The sequence below is a fragment of the Curtobacterium sp. SP.BCo genome (assembly GCF_051903265.1).
In the GTDB taxonomy this organism is placed as follows: domain Bacteria; phylum Actinomycetota; class Actinomycetes; order Actinomycetales; family Microbacteriaceae; genus Curtobacterium.
In genome coordinates this window covers 926,623-940,261 of sequence record NZ_CP194337.1, presented here as the reverse complement: position 1 = coordinate 940,261, position 13,639 = coordinate 926,623, and the positions used below count along the sequence as shown (strand labels likewise).

Sequence of the window (13,639 nt, the reverse complement as noted above, 5' to 3'; positions counted from 1 at the left end):
CGGAAGGAACCGATCATGCACGCATCGGACAAGCTCGCCAAGAACCTCCAGGCGGTCCTCGTGGACCTCATCGACCTGCACGTCCAGGGCAAGCAGGCCCACTGGAACATCCTCGGGACCAACTTCCGGGACCTCCACCTGCAGCTCGACGAGATCGTCGACGCGGCACGTGAGTTCGCCGACGACACCGCGGAGCGCATGCGTGCCCTCTACGCCGTGCCGGACGGACGCTCCAGCACCGTCGCCGCGACGAGCCACCTCGACCAGTTCCCCGAGGGCGAGATCACCACGCACGACGCGATCGACCAGGTCACGTTGCGCCTCTACCAGGCCACCGGGACCATGCGCGACGTCCACGACGAGGTCGACGAGGAGGATCCGACGACCGCGGACCTGCTCCACGGCTTCATCGAGCGCCTCGAGCAGCTCGCCTGGATGGTGTCCGCGGAGAACCGTGCCCCGAGCACGCCCCTCGCCTCGGCCACGACCCCGGCCGTCGCGGACGCCTCGGCGCACGCCTGAACCCGGACCGCACATGACGGACTACCGCTACCTGATCGTCGGCGGCGGGATGGTCGCGGACGCTGCTGCGCGCGGCGTCCGCGAACTCGACCCCGACGGTTCGATCGGCATCCTCAGTGAGGAGGCCGACCGGCCCTACGCCCGGCCGGCGCTCTCGAAGAAGCTGTGGACCGACCCGGACTTCAGCTGGGACGAGAAGGTCGACCTGCACACCGAGGAGACCGGGGCGTCGTTCGTCCTCGGCACCGCGGTGACGTCGATCGACCGTGCCGCGAAGACCGTGACGACCGCCGACGGCGCGACCCACGGCTACGAGCGACTCCTCCTCGCCACCGGCGGGAAGCCCCGCGGCCTGGCCGGGCTGGAGCCGTCCGACCGCGTGCTCGACTACCGGAGCGCCGCCGACTACCGGCGGCTCCGCGAACTCGCCGACGCCGGGGCCCACGTGGCCGTCGTCGGCGGCGGGTACATCGGCACCGAGATCGCGGCGGGCATCGTGCAGAACGGCGCCCGCGTCACGCTGGTGGACCCGGACGAGGTCGTCGGCGCCCGGATGTTCCCGGACGACCTCGCGCAGGCCTTCCAGCAGCGCTTCGTCGACCACGGTGTCGAGCTCCGCCTCGGGCGCCGCGTCGACCACGGAACGGAGCACGAGGGCGGCGTCGTCCTGACCCTCGACGACGGATCCACGGTGGAGGCCGACGCGGTCGTGGTCGGCCTCGGCATCGAGCCGCAGACCGCACTCGCCGCGGACGCCGGGCTCACCGTGCGTGACGGCATCGTCGTCTCCTCGACCCTGCTCACCGACGACGACTCGGTCTTCGCGGCCGGCGACGTCGCCGAGTACCCGGACCGGATCCTCGGCACGCGCCGCGTCGAGCACGTCGACAACGCGCAGCAGCAGGGACGGCAGGCCGGGCGCAACCTGGCCGACGCCGACGAGACCTACGACCACACCCCGATGTTCTACTCCGACGTCTTCGACATGGGGTACGAGGCGGTCGGGCAGGTCAGCACGCACCTCCGCACCGTCGAGGACTGGCAGGAGCCGGCCGTCACGGGCGTCGTCTACTACCTCGACGACGACGACACGGTGCGGGGCGTCCTGCTCTGGAACGTGTGGGACAAGACCGACGAGGCCCGCAAGGTGCTCGCCGAGGCACACGCGCTGACTCGCGACATGCTCATCGGTCGCATCCAGCCCTGACGGGCAGGACCCGGAACGGACGGGAGGCGCGGTGCCGGCTGGCACCGCGCCTCCCGTCCGTGGTCAGTGCGCGTCGCGCGCCTCTAGAGCGTCGTGCGCTTCCGGTGCGTCGCGCGTCTCCGGTGCGACAGCGTCGACGACCGCTTCGCGGTCGGCCGGGTCGACCGGCAGGTCGTCGCCGTCCGCCATCGCGACCGCGTGCGCGGACTTCGCCGCTTCGAGGGTCTCGTCGTCGTTCCGGGCCATCCCGAACAGCTCGATGACGCGGGACTTCACCAGCATCCAGGCGTCGCCCGGACTGAGCCGCCCGAGGTCCGACGACGTCGAGTCGTCCCGCACCCGCTGCAGCGACGACACCCCGCGGTCCGGCAGTCGGTGCGCGACGTGGTCCACGGCGAGCGTCGCGACCGCGTCCGCCTGCGCGTGCATCACCGAGTGCGCGCCGTCGACGACCTCGCGGAGGACGGCGTACGGGAACACCCGCGCCAACCGGCGGACCCAGTCGCGCGGGACCATCGCGTCGTACTCACCGCGGACGATGAGCGTGCGAGCCTGCACGTGCGCGGCGCGCTCCTCGATCGGGAACGCGATCATCCGCGGGAGCACCTTCGAGAACCAGTGCCAGCCGCACAACGCGTACGCCGTGATGCCGTGCCAGCGGACCGCCGCCGGCTCGTGCAGCGTCGACCGGAGGAACCGGATCGCCGACTGCCGGACCGTCCGGGCGTGCGAGTCGACCACCGGGCTGATCAGGACGAGGTCGGAGAGGTCGGGGCGCCGTGCCGCCACCTCGGTCACCACCTGGGTGCCCATCGAGTGCCCGACCAGGACCGGGTCGACCAGGCCGAGGTCCTCGATGACCCGCTCGACGGCATCGGCGTAGCGCTCGATCGTGACCCGGCCGCGGAACCGCGGGACCCCGGCGAAGCCCGGCAGGTCGAGGGCGTGCACCGGGCCGTTCTCGTTGAGGTGCGGGGCGAGCCGTTCGTAGTACGTCGCGGCGATGCCGAGACCGGCCACCAGCAGGAACGCCCGGTCCCCCGGGGCGCCGATCGAGCTAACACGGACGTACGTGCCGTCGACCGCGACCCGGTCGACCTCCACCGTGACGTCGGCGTCCTCGGCCTGCGCGAGCTCGCGCGCCGGGTCCGGCGGTGCTGCCGATCGGTCGTCGTGCACTTCGGTCTCCTCGGGTCGGGCGATCGCCCAGGATACCCGCGGTGCCGCCCGCGTTGCTGTCACTGCGTGTCCGCCGGTGTCAGCCGCCGCACATGCGACATGTTCGGCGTACTGCCCGCGGGCCTGGCAACGTGACACGGTGATCTGTCCGCTGCACGCCTGGGGTGACGAGAGCATCCGTTCGCACGGTCTCGATGCGCCCGCGTACCTGCTCGGCGCGTCGATCGTCGACACCGATGACGTCGTCGCCGCGCGCGACCTCCTGGAGTCGCTCCGGGTCGAGCACGGGGATCCGAAGCACGAGCCGATGCTCTGGCTCCCCGACCAGGTGCTCGGCATGCTCGGCGAGTCCCTGTCCACCGGACGGCAGCTCCCCGGTCCGATCGCTGACGGGATCCAGACCTTCGGGGTTCGCCCGTGAACGACCGCCGGACGACGCAAGAGCCGGGACCTGGTATACCCCAGGTGCACCGGCTCCGACTTCTCATCCCCCCATCAGGAGGCGAGCACAGCCAACATATCACAGGCGGGCGTAGCGGGCGCGGAAGAAGCTGTAGACGCCGAAGGCCAGGAACCCGATGCCGATCGCCACGAGCACGACGGACCCGCCCGGCATCCCACGCAGTGCGTCGAACGCCCCGTCGAGGCCTGTCGCCTGGTCGGGGTCGCTCCGGACCCCGGCGACGCCGATGAGCACGCCGACGACCACCACCGCGAGCCCCTTGAGCACGTAGCCGACCACACCGAGCACCGTGACCACCCGCTCGACCGACTGCGGCGGGTGCACGAGTTGCTTCCAGAAGGAGCGCCGGCAGCCGATCACGACGAGGCCGACACCGATCGCCACCGCGACGGCTGCCACCAGGAGGAGCAGGAACACCCCGCCCGGTGTCGCGAGCGCCGAGGCTGCCGCGCTGCGGCTCGACCCGCTCGAGCTCTTCCCGGCACCGACCGCGTACGACGCGGCCGAGTAGGCGATGACGCCGTAGACGACGGCCTTCGCGACGTTCTTCGCACGGGCCAGCCAGGCGCGCGCGTCGTCCGTGCGGCCGCCGACCACGGCCTCGAGGACGAGCCGGATCGTCAGGGCAGCGCAGCCGACGGTGACGACCCAGAGGAGCACGACACCACCCGGCACCGCCGCGATCTGCTGCAGCGCGCCGGACTGGTCGGTCTCGCTCCCGGAGGAGGCGTTCCCGATGCCGAGCAGGATCGCGAGGTAGCCGATCAGCAGGTGCACGATGCCGCTGCCGACGAACCCGGCGCGCGCGGTCACCTCGAACCAGCGGCTGTCCGCGACCCGTCTCGCTTCGCGTCCGGTCTTCCGGGCCGCCTGTTCCGCCTGTTCACTCACCCCACAGAGCGTGCCCGACGAGCGCGTCCGTGTCCGGAAGGGGCGGTGGATCCCCGGGTCGGCGGACGGGAGGCGCGGGGCAGGCCCGTCTCGCGCCTCCCGTCCGCCGGCCGCGACGCCGGTCGCTCGTGACGTCGACGACCTGCCGCAGCGTGTGCGGGGTCGTCATCTGGTCGGCGGCGCCGGCCACCACCTGGTCGACGGGCTCGTCAGCCCTGGGCGCCGGGTTCCAGCCGCGCGCGGAGACGCTCGAGGACCGGCAGGGCGGCCGCGAGCGCCCGTTGATCGCCCTCGGGCAGGGCGCCGAGGGCCTCGACGAGGACGCGTTCCGCCGAGGCGTCGTACACCGCGAGCCGGGTCCGCGCCAGGTCGGTGAGCCCCACCTCGGTGCTCCGCCCGTCGCCCTGCGCGAGCCGTCGTTCCACGAGCTCGTCACGCTCCATCGCGGCGACGAGGTTGCTCACCGTCGACCGCGCGAGACCGAGCACGCGTCCGAGCGCCGTCGGGCTCGACCAGCCGTCCTCGTCGAGCCGGCGGAGCACCTCGATCTGCGCGTCCGGGATGTCCGGCAACGCCACCGACCGACGAGCCGTCCCGAGGAGCGCGCGGCGGAAGGGACCGACCTCGGCGCTCAGCCGCCGTGCCACGCGGGGCAGGTCGGGGTCGGTCCTGGCATCGTCCACTCCCCCAGGGTACCCACAGGGAATACGCTTGCAACAAACGCAGTTTGGGAGCAAACTCGATCGTATGGACACCAGCACCAGCGTCGAACACCCCGTTCCCGAGCAGGACCTCTCGGGGATCGTCGGACACCGCTTCATCTACACGTACGCCAACGGCTGGCAGTACGAGATGTACGTCAAGAACGCCACCACCATCGACTACCGCATCCACACCGGGATGGTCGGCGGCCGCTGGGTGAAGGACCAGCAGGTCGACCTCGTCGTCCTGACCGCCGGCGTGTACAAGGTCTCGTGGAACGAGCCGACCGGGACGAGCGTCGTCGTGAACGTGGTCCCCGGCGAGCGGGTCCTGCACGGCACGATCTTCTTCCCGCACTGGGTCGAGGAGGACGGCAGCAAGACCGTGCTCTTCCAGAACGACCACCTCGACCGCATGCGCGAGTATCGCGACCAGGGCCCGACCTACCCGATCTACGTCGTCCCCGAGTTCGCGCACATCACCCTGTTCGAGCACGTCGGCGAGGACGACGAGACCGTCGTCGACACCGCGCCCGGGGACCTGCCGGCCGGGTGGGCCGACCGGAGCAACTGATGACGACACCGACGCCGGGGCCGATCCCGGTCACCCTCGACCACGCCGGACGCACCCTGCGCGGCTGGCAGCTCGGCGCCCTCCCGACCAGCGGACCGACGACGGCGGTGTTGCTCGTGCACGGTTTCGGCAGCACCGACACCGGCGGTCAGCAGCTGTTCGTGCAGACGGCTCGCGCCCTGGCGGACGCCGGCGCCACGGTGCGCTCCTACAGCCGCCTCGGGCACGGGACCAGCGACGGCGAGTTCGCCGACGTCACCATCGGGGACGAGGTCGAGCAGGTCGTCACGATGATCCGGCAGCTCGCCGACGACGCACGCGGTCCGGTGCACGTCGTCGCCCACAGCCTCGGCGCGGTCGAGTCCGCGATGGCGGCGGCCCGGATCCCCGCGTCGGTCGCGACGCTGACGCTCTGGTCACCCGCCGGCGTCGTCGTGGACGACATCGCCGAGCACGACGAGATCCAGGGGCAGCCGCTGGCACCCGCGCGCGACCAGGGCTGGTTCGACTTCGGCGGCATGGCCCTCGGCACGGCGTTCATCACCGAGGTGACCGACGGGCTCGACGTGTACGCCCCGATCGCGGCATACACCGGACCGGCCGAGGTGCTGCACGGGACCGACGACGCGATCGTGCCGATCGCGTACGGCGAGCGGTACGCCGAGCGGCTGCCCGGCGCGACGTTCACGGCCGTGGCCGGCGCGGACCACGGGTGGTCCTCGGTCCCGTACCGTCGGCTCCTGCTGGACCACGTGACGGCGTTCGTCGGGTCCTCCGCGGCACGCTGACCGGCACCGCACCGACCGGTGTCGTCGACGGGGTACGCCCGCCTGATGGTCGCCCCGGCGGCACGTGCAGGCTGGGACCATGAACGAGCGGACCCGGGCCACCCCCGATGCGATCGACGACGACGAGCGCACGGACGGGTACGTCCCGCTCCGCTCCTACGGGGCGATCGGCGACGGGCGCACCGTGGCCCTGATCGCGCGCGACGGCAGGATCGACTGGCTGCCGATCCCCGCGATGGACTCGCCGCCGGTGTTCGCGAGCATCCTCGACCCGGAGCACGGCGGGTACGTCGCCCTCCGTCCCGTCGAGGCCGGAGCCGAGGCGTCCCGCACCTACATGCCCGGGACGAACGTGCTCGTCACCACGTGGACGACATCGTCCGGCGAGGTCACCGTCACCGACGCGATGGTCACCGGCGTCGCCGGACGGCTGCCCTGGGCCGAGGTCGCCCGGTGCGTGCAGGGCGTCCACGGCACCGTCGAGCTGGAGTGGGCCGTGGTGCCCGGCACCCTGCTGAACACCGCGGAGCCGAAGCGCCTCGACACGGCGAACGGCGCGGTGATCGGGATCGACGGCATCACCATCGCGATCGTCGAGCAGGGGTTCGACCCCGAGCACGACGACGGCCCACGGTTCTCCGGGCGGTTCACCACCGCCGAGGGGTCGAAGCACATCCTCACCATCGTCGGCACCCACGACGAACCGATCTTCATGCCGCGGCCGGAGAGCGCGCTCGAGGCGATGGACCGCACGGTCGCGAACTGGCAGACCTGGTCGGAGGAGTTCTCGTACGACGGCCCGTGGGCGGACGCCGTGCAGCGGAGCGCCCTCGCCCTGAAGCTGCTCATCTTCTCGCCCACCGGCGCGATCGCCGCCGCACCGACGACGAGCCTGCCCGAGGACCGCACCGGCGGGAAGAACTGGGACTACCGGTTCGCCTGGGTGCGCGACCTGTCGTACACCGTGCACGCGCTGACCCGCTTCGGCCTCCGCGAGGAGACCCACGCCGCCGTGTCCTGGGTGATGCGCACGATCGCCGAGCACGACGAGGACATGCCCATCTTCTACGAGCTGGACGGCTCGAAGAGCGACGACGTCGAGGAGCGCGACGTGCCGGGGTGGAACGGCATCGGCCCGGTGACGATCGGCAACCGCGCCGGCGACCAGCTGCAGCTCGGCGTCTGGGGGGACGTCTTCGAGATCCTGCGGCAGTACGTCCGCGCCGGGAACGTACTCGACCGGAAGACCGCCGGGGTCCTGCAGCAGCTCGCGGACGACGCCTGCCACCGCTGGGAGGAAGCCGACTCGGGCATGTGGGAGCTCGAGGACACCCAGCACTACGTCTCGAGCAAGATCGGCTGCTGGCAGGCGCTCGACGCCGCCGTGGAGCTGCACGACACCGGCATGATCGACGGCCCGCGCGACAAGTGGGTGCAGAACCGCGAGCTCATCGAGCAGTGGGTCGCCGACAACGGGTGGGACGAGGAGCGCGGCCACTACGTGATGTACCCGGGCTCCGACAAGCTCGACACCTCGATCCTGCTGCACGCGATGAGCGCGTTCGACCGTGGGCCGCGCATGGAGTCGACGATCCGGGCGATCGAGGAGCAGCTGCAGCACGGACCGCTGGTCTACCGGTACTCGGGCATGGCGGAGGAGGAGTCGCCGTTCGTCGCCTGCTCGTTCTGGCTCGCCGCCGCGATGGCGTGCGTCGGCCGACCCGACGACGCCAGCGCACTCATGGACGAGATGGTCGACCAGGCCAACGACGTCGGGCTGTTCAGCGAGATGATCAGCGAGGACGGGGCCTTCATGGGCAACCTCCCCCAGGGCCTCTCGCACCTCGCGCTCATCCAGGCAGCACTGACGATCGAGGAGATCGCTGGCGAGGAACGCCGCTCGGAGTGATCATGGAACGGTCATGAACGACGTCGATGCACGCATGGACCGGTTGCGGCGGGCCGCCCGCTACCGGTACCAGCAACTCGTGGACAGCGAGATCGAACGCGGCTCCCTCGACCCCGACGAGGTGCGCGAGGAACGCCGGCTGCTCAAGGCCGCCGACGTCGCCGCGCACGCCCGGGCGCAGATCGAGCAGGCCGAGCGACGCGGGGACTTCGCGGGCAACCCGTACCACGGCAAGCCGCTGCCCGGGAACGACGGCCGGCACGATCCGGACTGGTGGATCAAGTCCAAGATCGAGCGCGAGGACATCCGCGGCATCGCCCCGCCGGCGCTGTCGCTCCGCACGGAGGACGCCGAACTCGACGGTCACCTCGACGAACTGTCGGTGGAGTCCGACGTCCGGGACGTGCTGGAGGACTTCAACGCGCGTGTGAAGGAGGCCCGCCGGCAGCTGCTCGGCGGCCCGCCGGTGGTGACGCCGCTCCGCGACGTCGACGCCGAGGTCGCGGGCTGGCGGGAGCGCCGGGAGGCACGACTCGCGTCGGCCGCACACGCTGCGGAACAGCTGCAGCTCGACACGCGACCACGTCGCTGGTGGCGTCGGCGCGGCTAGCCGGTCTGCACACACGAACGAGACGCCGCCCCGGTCGGGACGGCGTCTCGTGTGTGGTGCTGGGTGTTACTTGATCTTGGCGGTGATGGTGGCGGTGCCGACGAGGAGGCCGCTCTTGACGGCGTCGGTCTTGAAGGTGCTGTTGAGCAGCTTCGCGGCGTCGGCGGAGACGTGCACCGTGGTGCCGGTCAGGATCGCGTTGTCGCCCTCGAGCTGGAGCGGCTTGAGGGTGCCGCCGTGCAGGGAGAACAGGTACGCGTTCGCGACGGCGACCTTGCCGTTGACCAGGACGTCACCGTAGAGCTTGGACGAGCCCGGGTTCACGACGAAGTTCTCCAGCGTGACCGTGGTCTCGCCCGCGGTCAGCGTCAGGCCGGAGTCGTCGTGGTTGAGCAGGCCCTGCACGTAGGGGCGGTAGTTGCCGTCCGGCGACCAGTACGTGACCGACCCGGCGGTGATCGGGAACGACACGGACCCGTCGGCGAGCTTGGCGTTGCCGGACACGCCCGGGGTCAGCTTCAGCGCGGTGAGGGCGTCGGTGAAGCCGGAGTCGAGCGCGACGGCGGTGTTGCCGCCGAGGACCTCGGGCACCGATGCCACGGGGGCGGGGATCTTCGACGAGGACGAGGACACCGTGTGGATCGCCGGGGTCGAGGCCTGGGCGGAGGAGATGCCGAACGCGGCACCGCCGAGCACCAGGGCGCCGGTGGTGGCGAGGGTGATGGAGGTCTTGAGGCTCTTGCGCATGATCGTGTTCCCTTTGCTGTCGTCGCGCTCGGCGCGAATTGCTGCGTGTACGCCGAACACACCCTGTGCGAGGGTGGAGAACCAGCGTGGTGCGGCTGGTGAGCGCTCCGGGTGTTTCCCGGTTGTTGCAACTGATTCGGCACCCCCACCAGAACGGTTTGGAATTTCTTTCTGGGCGTCTGGTGACCCGGGTTTCGTAGCGTGTGTGCATGGCCCCCACGCACACCTCGAGCACCGACCGGATCCGCGCCATCGACGCCTGGTGGCGTGCCGCGAACTACCTCACGGTCGGTCAGATCTACCTGCTCGACAACCCGCTCCTCGACCGCTCGATCAGCCCCGACGACGTCAAGCCGCGGTTGCTCGGGCACTGGGGCACCTCGCCCGCGCTGAACCTCGTCTACGCGCACTGCAACGCCCTGATCGCGGAGACCGACCGCGACCTGCTCTACGTGTGCGGCCCCGGTCACGGGGGCCCGGCGATGAACGCGAACGCGTGGCTCGACGGCACCTGGGGCGAGCTGTACCCGGCGATCACGCCCGACCAGGCCGGGCTGCAGCAGTTCTTCAAGCAGTTCTCGTTCCCCGGTGGCATCCCCTCGCACGCGGCACCCGAGACACCGGGGTCGATCAACGAGGGCGGCGAGCTCGGGTACTCCCTCGCCCACGCGTACGGCGCCGCGCTCGACAACCCGGACCTCGTCGTCGCCTGCGTCGTGGGCGACGGCGAGGCCGAGACCGGTCCGCTCGCCGGGTCCTGGCAGGCACACACCTTCCTCGACCCCGTCCACGACGGCGCCGTGCTCCCGATCCTCAACCTCAACGGGTGGAAGATCGCGAACCCGACCGTCCTCGCCCGCATCCCCGCCGAGGACCTCGACGCCCACTTCCGCGGCCTCGGCTACGACCCGATCGTCGTCGACTCCGCTCGAGTCGGCGACGACCCCTTCGCGGTGCACGCCCTGTTCGACGGTGCGCTCCGGCGAGCCGTCGCGGCGATCGACGACATCCAGGCAGCAGCACGCGCCCAGGCGCAGCGCGCGGCCGCGGGACAGCCGGCCGGCGCCGCGGACCTCCGCCCGCGGTGGCCGATGATCGTGCTGCGGACGCCGAAGGGCTGGACCGGGCCGAAGGAGGTCGACGGCCAACAGGTCGAGGGGACCTTCCGCGCGCACCAGGTCCCCCTGCCCGCGGTGCGCGAGGACGACGGCCACCGGCAGCAGCTCGAGGACTGGATGCGGTCCTACCGGCCGGAGGAGCTGTTCGACGACGACGGCCAGCCGATCGGCCTCCTCACCACGATCCGTCCGACCGGCGACCGCCGGATGAGCGCGACGCCGCACGCGAACGGCGGCCGGCTCCGGACCGCCCTCGACCGCCCCGCGTTGGAGGCGTTCGGGGTACCCGTCGGCGAGGCGGCGAGCGCGACCGGCACACTCGGTCCCTGGCTGGCGGCCCTCATCGAACGGAACCCCTCGACCTTCCGGCTGTTCGGCCCGGACGAGACGGTGTCGAACAAGCTCGATGCGGTGTTCGACGTGACCTCCCGCGTGTGGCGGGCACGGCGGGCCGTCGGCGACGAGCACCTCGGTGCGCACGGTCGGGTCACGGAGGTCCTGTCCGAACACCTCCTCGAGGGGATGCTCGAGGGCTACGTGCTGAGCGGCCGACACGGGATCCTCAACACCTACGAGGCGTTCGCGCACATCATCGACTCGATGGTCGGCCAGTACGCGAAGTGGTTGGAGTCGTCGACCGACATCGACTGGCGCGCGCCGGTGTCGAACCTGTCGATCCTGCTGTCGTCGCACGTGTGGCGACAGGACCACAACGGCTTCTCCCACCAGGACCCGGGCTTCCTCGACGTCGTCGCCTCGAAGCAGCAGGAGCTCGTCCGCATCAAGCTGCCCGCGGACGCGAACGCCCTGCTCGCGGTGGCGGCGCACGCGATGGAGACCACCGACCGCATCGAGGTGATCGTCGCCGGCAAGCACCCCGAACCGGTGTTCCTGTCGCTGCCGGACGCGGTCGCGCACGTCGACGCGGGCCTCGGCGCCTGGGACTGGGCCGGGACCGAGGAGTCCGTCGGGCACGTGGACGTGGTGCTGGCCTGCGCGGGGGACGTCCCCACCGTGGAGGCCGTCGCCGCGGCGGACATCATCCGGCAGCACGCCCCGTCGGTCGGTGTCCGCGTCGTGAACGTCGTCGACCTGCTCTCCCTCGGCGACGCCCGGAAGCACGAGCACGCCATCCCCGACGACCGGTACGACGCGCTGTTCCTGCCCGGCACCCCGACCGTCTTCGCGTTCCACGGGTACCCGTCGCTCGTGCACCAGCTCACCTACCGTCGGCACGGGCACGACGACCTGCACGTGCACGGCTTCCTCGAGCAGGGCACGACGACGTCGCCGTTCGACATGCTGATGCGGAACGACATGGACCGGTTCGCGCTCGCGCACGACGCGCTGTCGCGGGTGGACGCCGCGGCGCACGAGGAACTGCTCGGCACGCTGTCCGAGGCCCGGGACGCGGCCCGCGCGTACGCCTACACCAAGGGCGAGGACCACCCGTCGGTGGACGGCTGGCAGTTCTCGGGGTGGCCGAGCGCCGCCTGACGTCGTGTTCCTCCTCCACAGCCTGGAGGACCGGATCACCCTCCACAGGACCGGTCGCGCCCGCCGCGCGGCCGGTCCTCGTGCGTCAGGGTGGCCGCATGGACCCCGGATGGACGAGCGCGATCGTGTCGCTGCTGAGTGCGCTGGTCGCGGTCGCCAGCGTCGTCGTGACGGTGCTCGAGGGGCGCCGGGCGCGGCGGAATACAGAGTTCTTGGGGCACCGCGACCTGTGGTGGCAGCGTTGGTCGTGGGTGGTCGAGCGGGCGGTGTCGGACGATCGACGACAGCGCGAAGCGGCTGCCCTCATGGCTCGTGCGCTGATGACGCGCACCTGGGTCACGAACGACGACGAGTGGGTCCAGAGCGAACTCGACAGGAACGAGGCGCCCACCACGCGCACCCGCCGACACCGAGAGGAGCAGACAGACGATGATCTCCGATGAGCCCGACGAGCGGTTCAAGGCACGACTCGACCGCTTGGAACGCAGCACTCCCCGTCTCCTCGCCGATCCCCACTACGGACCACTCCTCCGTGCCGAAGGCGGAGTCGAGTTCCTCGACGAGATGCGGATCGAGTGGCGGGAGCGCGAGGAACGCGCCCGCGCCCGGAAGCTCCGCTGGGAGGCCTCGATCAGCGAGGGCTGAGCGGCGACGACGCCGGGGTGCCACCCTGGACGGGTGAGCGACCTCGTCATCCCGGCCCCGACCCTCCCGACCGTGCCGACCACAACCGGCGGGCGCTTCCCCGTCCGGAGGATCTTCTGCGTCGGCCGGAACTACGCAGCGCACGCGCGGGAGATGGGACACGACCCGGACCGCGAGCCGCCGTTCTTCTTCACGAAGCCGGCCGATGCGATCGTCGCCGACGGCGCGGACACTCCGTACCCGAGCGTGACGCAGCGCCTCGAGCACGAGGTCGAGCTCGTCGCCGCGATCGGGACGGGCGGCAGCGACCTCGCGCAGGAGGACGCCCTCGGGCACGTCTGGGGGTACGCGGTCGGCCTCGACCTCACCCGGCGCGACCTGCAGGCCGAGGCGAAGCGATTGGGGCGCCCGTGGGACACCGCGAAGGGGTTCGACGCGTCGGCCCCGATCGGCGCGATCGCTCCGGCCGCCGAGGTCGACCCGACCTCGGGCACCGTCGAGCTGCGCGTGAACGGCGACCTCCGGCAGTCCGGTGACCTCGCCGACCAGATCTGGTCGGTGGCCGAGACCGTCGCCGAGCTCTCCCGCTTCGTGACCCTCGCGCCGGGCGACCTCGTGATGACCGGGACGCCGGAGGGCGTGGGCGTCGTCCGGCGCGGGGACACCCTCGACGGAGCGATCACCGGCGTCGGATCGGTCCGCACCACGATCGTCTGAGCGCGCGTTTCCGGGGTGTGTCGGCGTCCTGGGAGCGCTCGCAGCACCGGCGAGTATCAATGTCTCGACGC

15 protein-coding genes are annotated in these 13,639 nt (G+C 71.4%); 11 read left to right on the top strand and 4 right to left on the bottom strand.

What is annotated here, in order from left to right:
• Nucleotides 1–15 precede the first annotated feature (15 nt).
• Together ACRQ4B_RS04570 and ACRQ4B_RS04565 are read left to right on the top strand one after the other, a co-directional pair.
• Nucleotides 16–522 (top strand): Dps family protein, encoded by a 507-nt coding sequence (locus ACRQ4B_RS04570; protein WP_079237909.1) that lies wholly within the window; start codon nt 16–18, stop codon nt 520–522.
• Between the two features lie 13 nt (nt 523–535).
• Nucleotides 536–1,729 carry an NAD(P)/FAD-dependent oxidoreductase gene (locus ACRQ4B_RS04565; protein WP_439693512.1) on the top strand — a complete coding sequence of 398 codons (1,194 nt, stop codon included), beginning with the start codon at nt 536–538 and terminating at the stop codon, nt 1,727–1,729.
• Nucleotides 1,730–1,792: 63 nt separating this feature from the next.
• On the opposite strand, the gene ACRQ4B_RS04560 is transcribed toward ACRQ4B_RS04565, so the two are convergent.
• Entirely contained in the window at nt 1,793–2,908 is a 1,116-nt protein-coding gene (locus ACRQ4B_RS04560) for an alpha/beta fold hydrolase (protein WP_439693511.1), read from the bottom strand.
• A gap of 139 nt (nt 2,909–3,047) precedes the next feature.
• Here ACRQ4B_RS04560 and ACRQ4B_RS04555 point away from each other — a divergent pair, with 139 nt between their 5' ends.
• Entirely contained in the window at nt 3,048–3,329 is a 282-nt protein-coding gene (locus ACRQ4B_RS04555) for a hypothetical protein (RefSeq protein WP_439693510.1), read from the top strand.
• A 99-nt stretch (nt 3,330–3,428) separates the two neighbouring features.
• Here ACRQ4B_RS04555 and ACRQ4B_RS04550 read toward each other — a convergent pair whose 3' ends face one another.
• Both ACRQ4B_RS04550 and ACRQ4B_RS04545 read right to left on the bottom strand, forming a co-directional pair.
• The gene (locus ACRQ4B_RS04550) at nt 3,429–4,262 is read right to left on the bottom strand and encodes a DUF1206 domain-containing protein (RefSeq protein ID WP_439693509.1); all 834 of its coding nucleotides are present in this window, start codon (nt 4,260–4,262) and stop codon (nt 3,429–3,431) included.
• A 209-nt stretch (nt 4,263–4,471) separates the two neighbouring features.
• Nucleotides 4,472–4,945, bottom strand: coding sequence for a MarR family winged helix-turn-helix transcriptional regulator (locus ACRQ4B_RS04545; protein ID WP_439693508.1), 474 nt, complete (start codon nt 4,943–4,945; stop codon nt 4,472–4,474).
• A gap of 64 nt (nt 4,946–5,009) precedes the next feature.
• On the opposite strand from ACRQ4B_RS04545, the gene ACRQ4B_RS04540 reads away from it, so the two are divergent.
• The 4 genes from ACRQ4B_RS04540 (at nt 5,010) to ACRQ4B_RS04525 (ending at nt 8,844) form a co-directional block, all read left to right on the top strand.
• Nucleotides 5,010–5,537 carry a phenolic acid decarboxylase gene (locus ACRQ4B_RS04540; RefSeq protein ID WP_439693507.1) on the top strand — a complete coding sequence of 176 codons (528 nt, stop codon included), beginning with the start codon at nt 5,010–5,012 and terminating at the stop codon, nt 5,535–5,537.
• Nucleotides 5,537–6,325 carry an alpha/beta hydrolase gene (locus ACRQ4B_RS04535; RefSeq protein ID WP_439693506.1) on the top strand — a complete coding sequence of 263 codons (789 nt, stop codon included), beginning with the start codon at nt 5,537–5,539 and terminating at the stop codon, nt 6,323–6,325. Before ACRQ4B_RS04540 ends, ACRQ4B_RS04535 begins: the two co-directional genes overlap by 1 nt.
• 79 nt (nt 6,326–6,404) lie before the next feature.
• On the top strand, nt 6,405–8,234 hold the full coding sequence (locus ACRQ4B_RS04530) for a glycoside hydrolase family 15 protein (RefSeq protein WP_439693505.1): 1,830 nt from the start codon (nt 6,405–6,407) through the stop codon (nt 8,232–8,234).
• Between the two features lie 13 nt (nt 8,235–8,247).
• Nucleotides 8,248–8,844, top strand: a complete 597-nt coding sequence (locus ACRQ4B_RS04525) for a DUF1992 domain-containing protein (RefSeq protein ID WP_439693504.1) — start codon at nt 8,248–8,250, stop codon at nt 8,842–8,844.
• A 66-nt stretch (nt 8,845–8,910) separates the two neighbouring features.
• Here ACRQ4B_RS04525 and ACRQ4B_RS04520 read toward each other — a convergent pair whose 3' ends face one another.
• Complete coding sequence (locus ACRQ4B_RS04520) at nt 8,911–9,591, bottom strand: hypothetical protein (protein ID WP_439691471.1); 681 nt, start codon at nt 9,589–9,591, stop codon at nt 8,911–8,913.
• A 209-nt stretch (nt 9,592–9,800) separates the two neighbouring features.
• Here ACRQ4B_RS04520 and ACRQ4B_RS04515 point away from each other — a divergent pair, with 209 nt between their 5' ends.
• From ACRQ4B_RS04515 to ACRQ4B_RS04500, 4 genes are all read left to right on the top strand, one after another.
• Nucleotides 9,801–12,206 carry a phosphoketolase family protein gene (locus ACRQ4B_RS04515; RefSeq protein ID WP_439693503.1) on the top strand — a complete coding sequence of 802 codons (2,406 nt, stop codon included), beginning with the start codon at nt 9,801–9,803 and terminating at the stop codon, nt 12,204–12,206.
• A gap of 98 nt (nt 12,207–12,304) precedes the next feature.
• Entirely contained in the window at nt 12,305–12,649 is a 345-nt protein-coding gene (locus ACRQ4B_RS04510) for a hypothetical protein (RefSeq protein WP_439693502.1), read from the top strand.
• On the top strand, nt 12,636–12,851 hold the full coding sequence (locus ACRQ4B_RS04505) for a hypothetical protein (protein WP_439693501.1): 216 nt from the start codon (nt 12,636–12,638) through the stop codon (nt 12,849–12,851). Before ACRQ4B_RS04510 ends, ACRQ4B_RS04505 begins: the two co-directional genes overlap by 14 nt.
• A gap of 33 nt (nt 12,852–12,884) precedes the next feature.
• Nucleotides 12,885–13,568: a fumarylacetoacetate hydrolase family protein gene (locus ACRQ4B_RS04500; protein ID WP_439693500.1), complete on the top strand. Its 684-nt coding sequence runs from the start codon at nt 12,885–12,887 to the stop codon at nt 13,566–13,568.
• The last annotated feature ends 71 nt before the right edge of the window (nt 13,569–13,639 follow it).

What these genes read in the sequence shown, in the direction of transcription:
- ACRQ4B_RS04570 (WP_079237909.1), top strand. Translation starts at nt 16, where the DNA reads ATGCACGCATCGGACAAGCTCGCCAAGAACCTCCAGGCGGTCCTCGTG.
- ACRQ4B_RS04565 (WP_439693512.1), top strand. Translation starts at nt 536, where the DNA reads ATGACGGACTACCGCTACCTGATCGTCGGCGGCGGGATGGTCGCGGAC.
- ACRQ4B_RS04540 (WP_439693507.1), top strand. Translation starts at nt 5,010, where the DNA reads ATGGACACCAGCACCAGCGTCGAACACCCCGTTCCCGAGCAGGACCTC.
- ACRQ4B_RS04535 (WP_439693506.1), top strand. Translation starts at nt 5,537, where the DNA reads ATGACGACACCGACGCCGGGGCCGATCCCGGTCACCCTCGACCACGCC.
- ACRQ4B_RS04530 (WP_439693505.1), top strand. Translation starts at nt 6,405, where the DNA reads ATGAACGAGCGGACCCGGGCCACCCCCGATGCGATCGACGACGACGAG.
- ACRQ4B_RS04525 (WP_439693504.1), top strand. Translation starts at nt 8,248, where the DNA reads ATGAACGACGTCGATGCACGCATGGACCGGTTGCGGCGGGCCGCCCGC.
- ACRQ4B_RS04520 (WP_439691471.1), bottom strand. Translation starts at nt 9,591, where the DNA reads ATGCGCAAGAGCCTCAAGACCTCCATCACCCTCGCCACCACCGGCGCC.
- ACRQ4B_RS04515 (WP_439693503.1), top strand. Translation starts at nt 9,801, where the DNA reads ATGGCCCCCACGCACACCTCGAGCACCGACCGGATCCGCGCCATCGAC.
- ACRQ4B_RS04510 (WP_439693502.1), top strand. Translation starts at nt 12,305, where the DNA reads ATGGACCCCGGATGGACGAGCGCGATCGTGTCGCTGCTGAGTGCGCTG.
- ACRQ4B_RS04505 (WP_439693501.1), top strand. Translation starts at nt 12,636, where the DNA reads ATGATCTCCGATGAGCCCGACGAGCGGTTCAAGGCACGACTCGACCGC.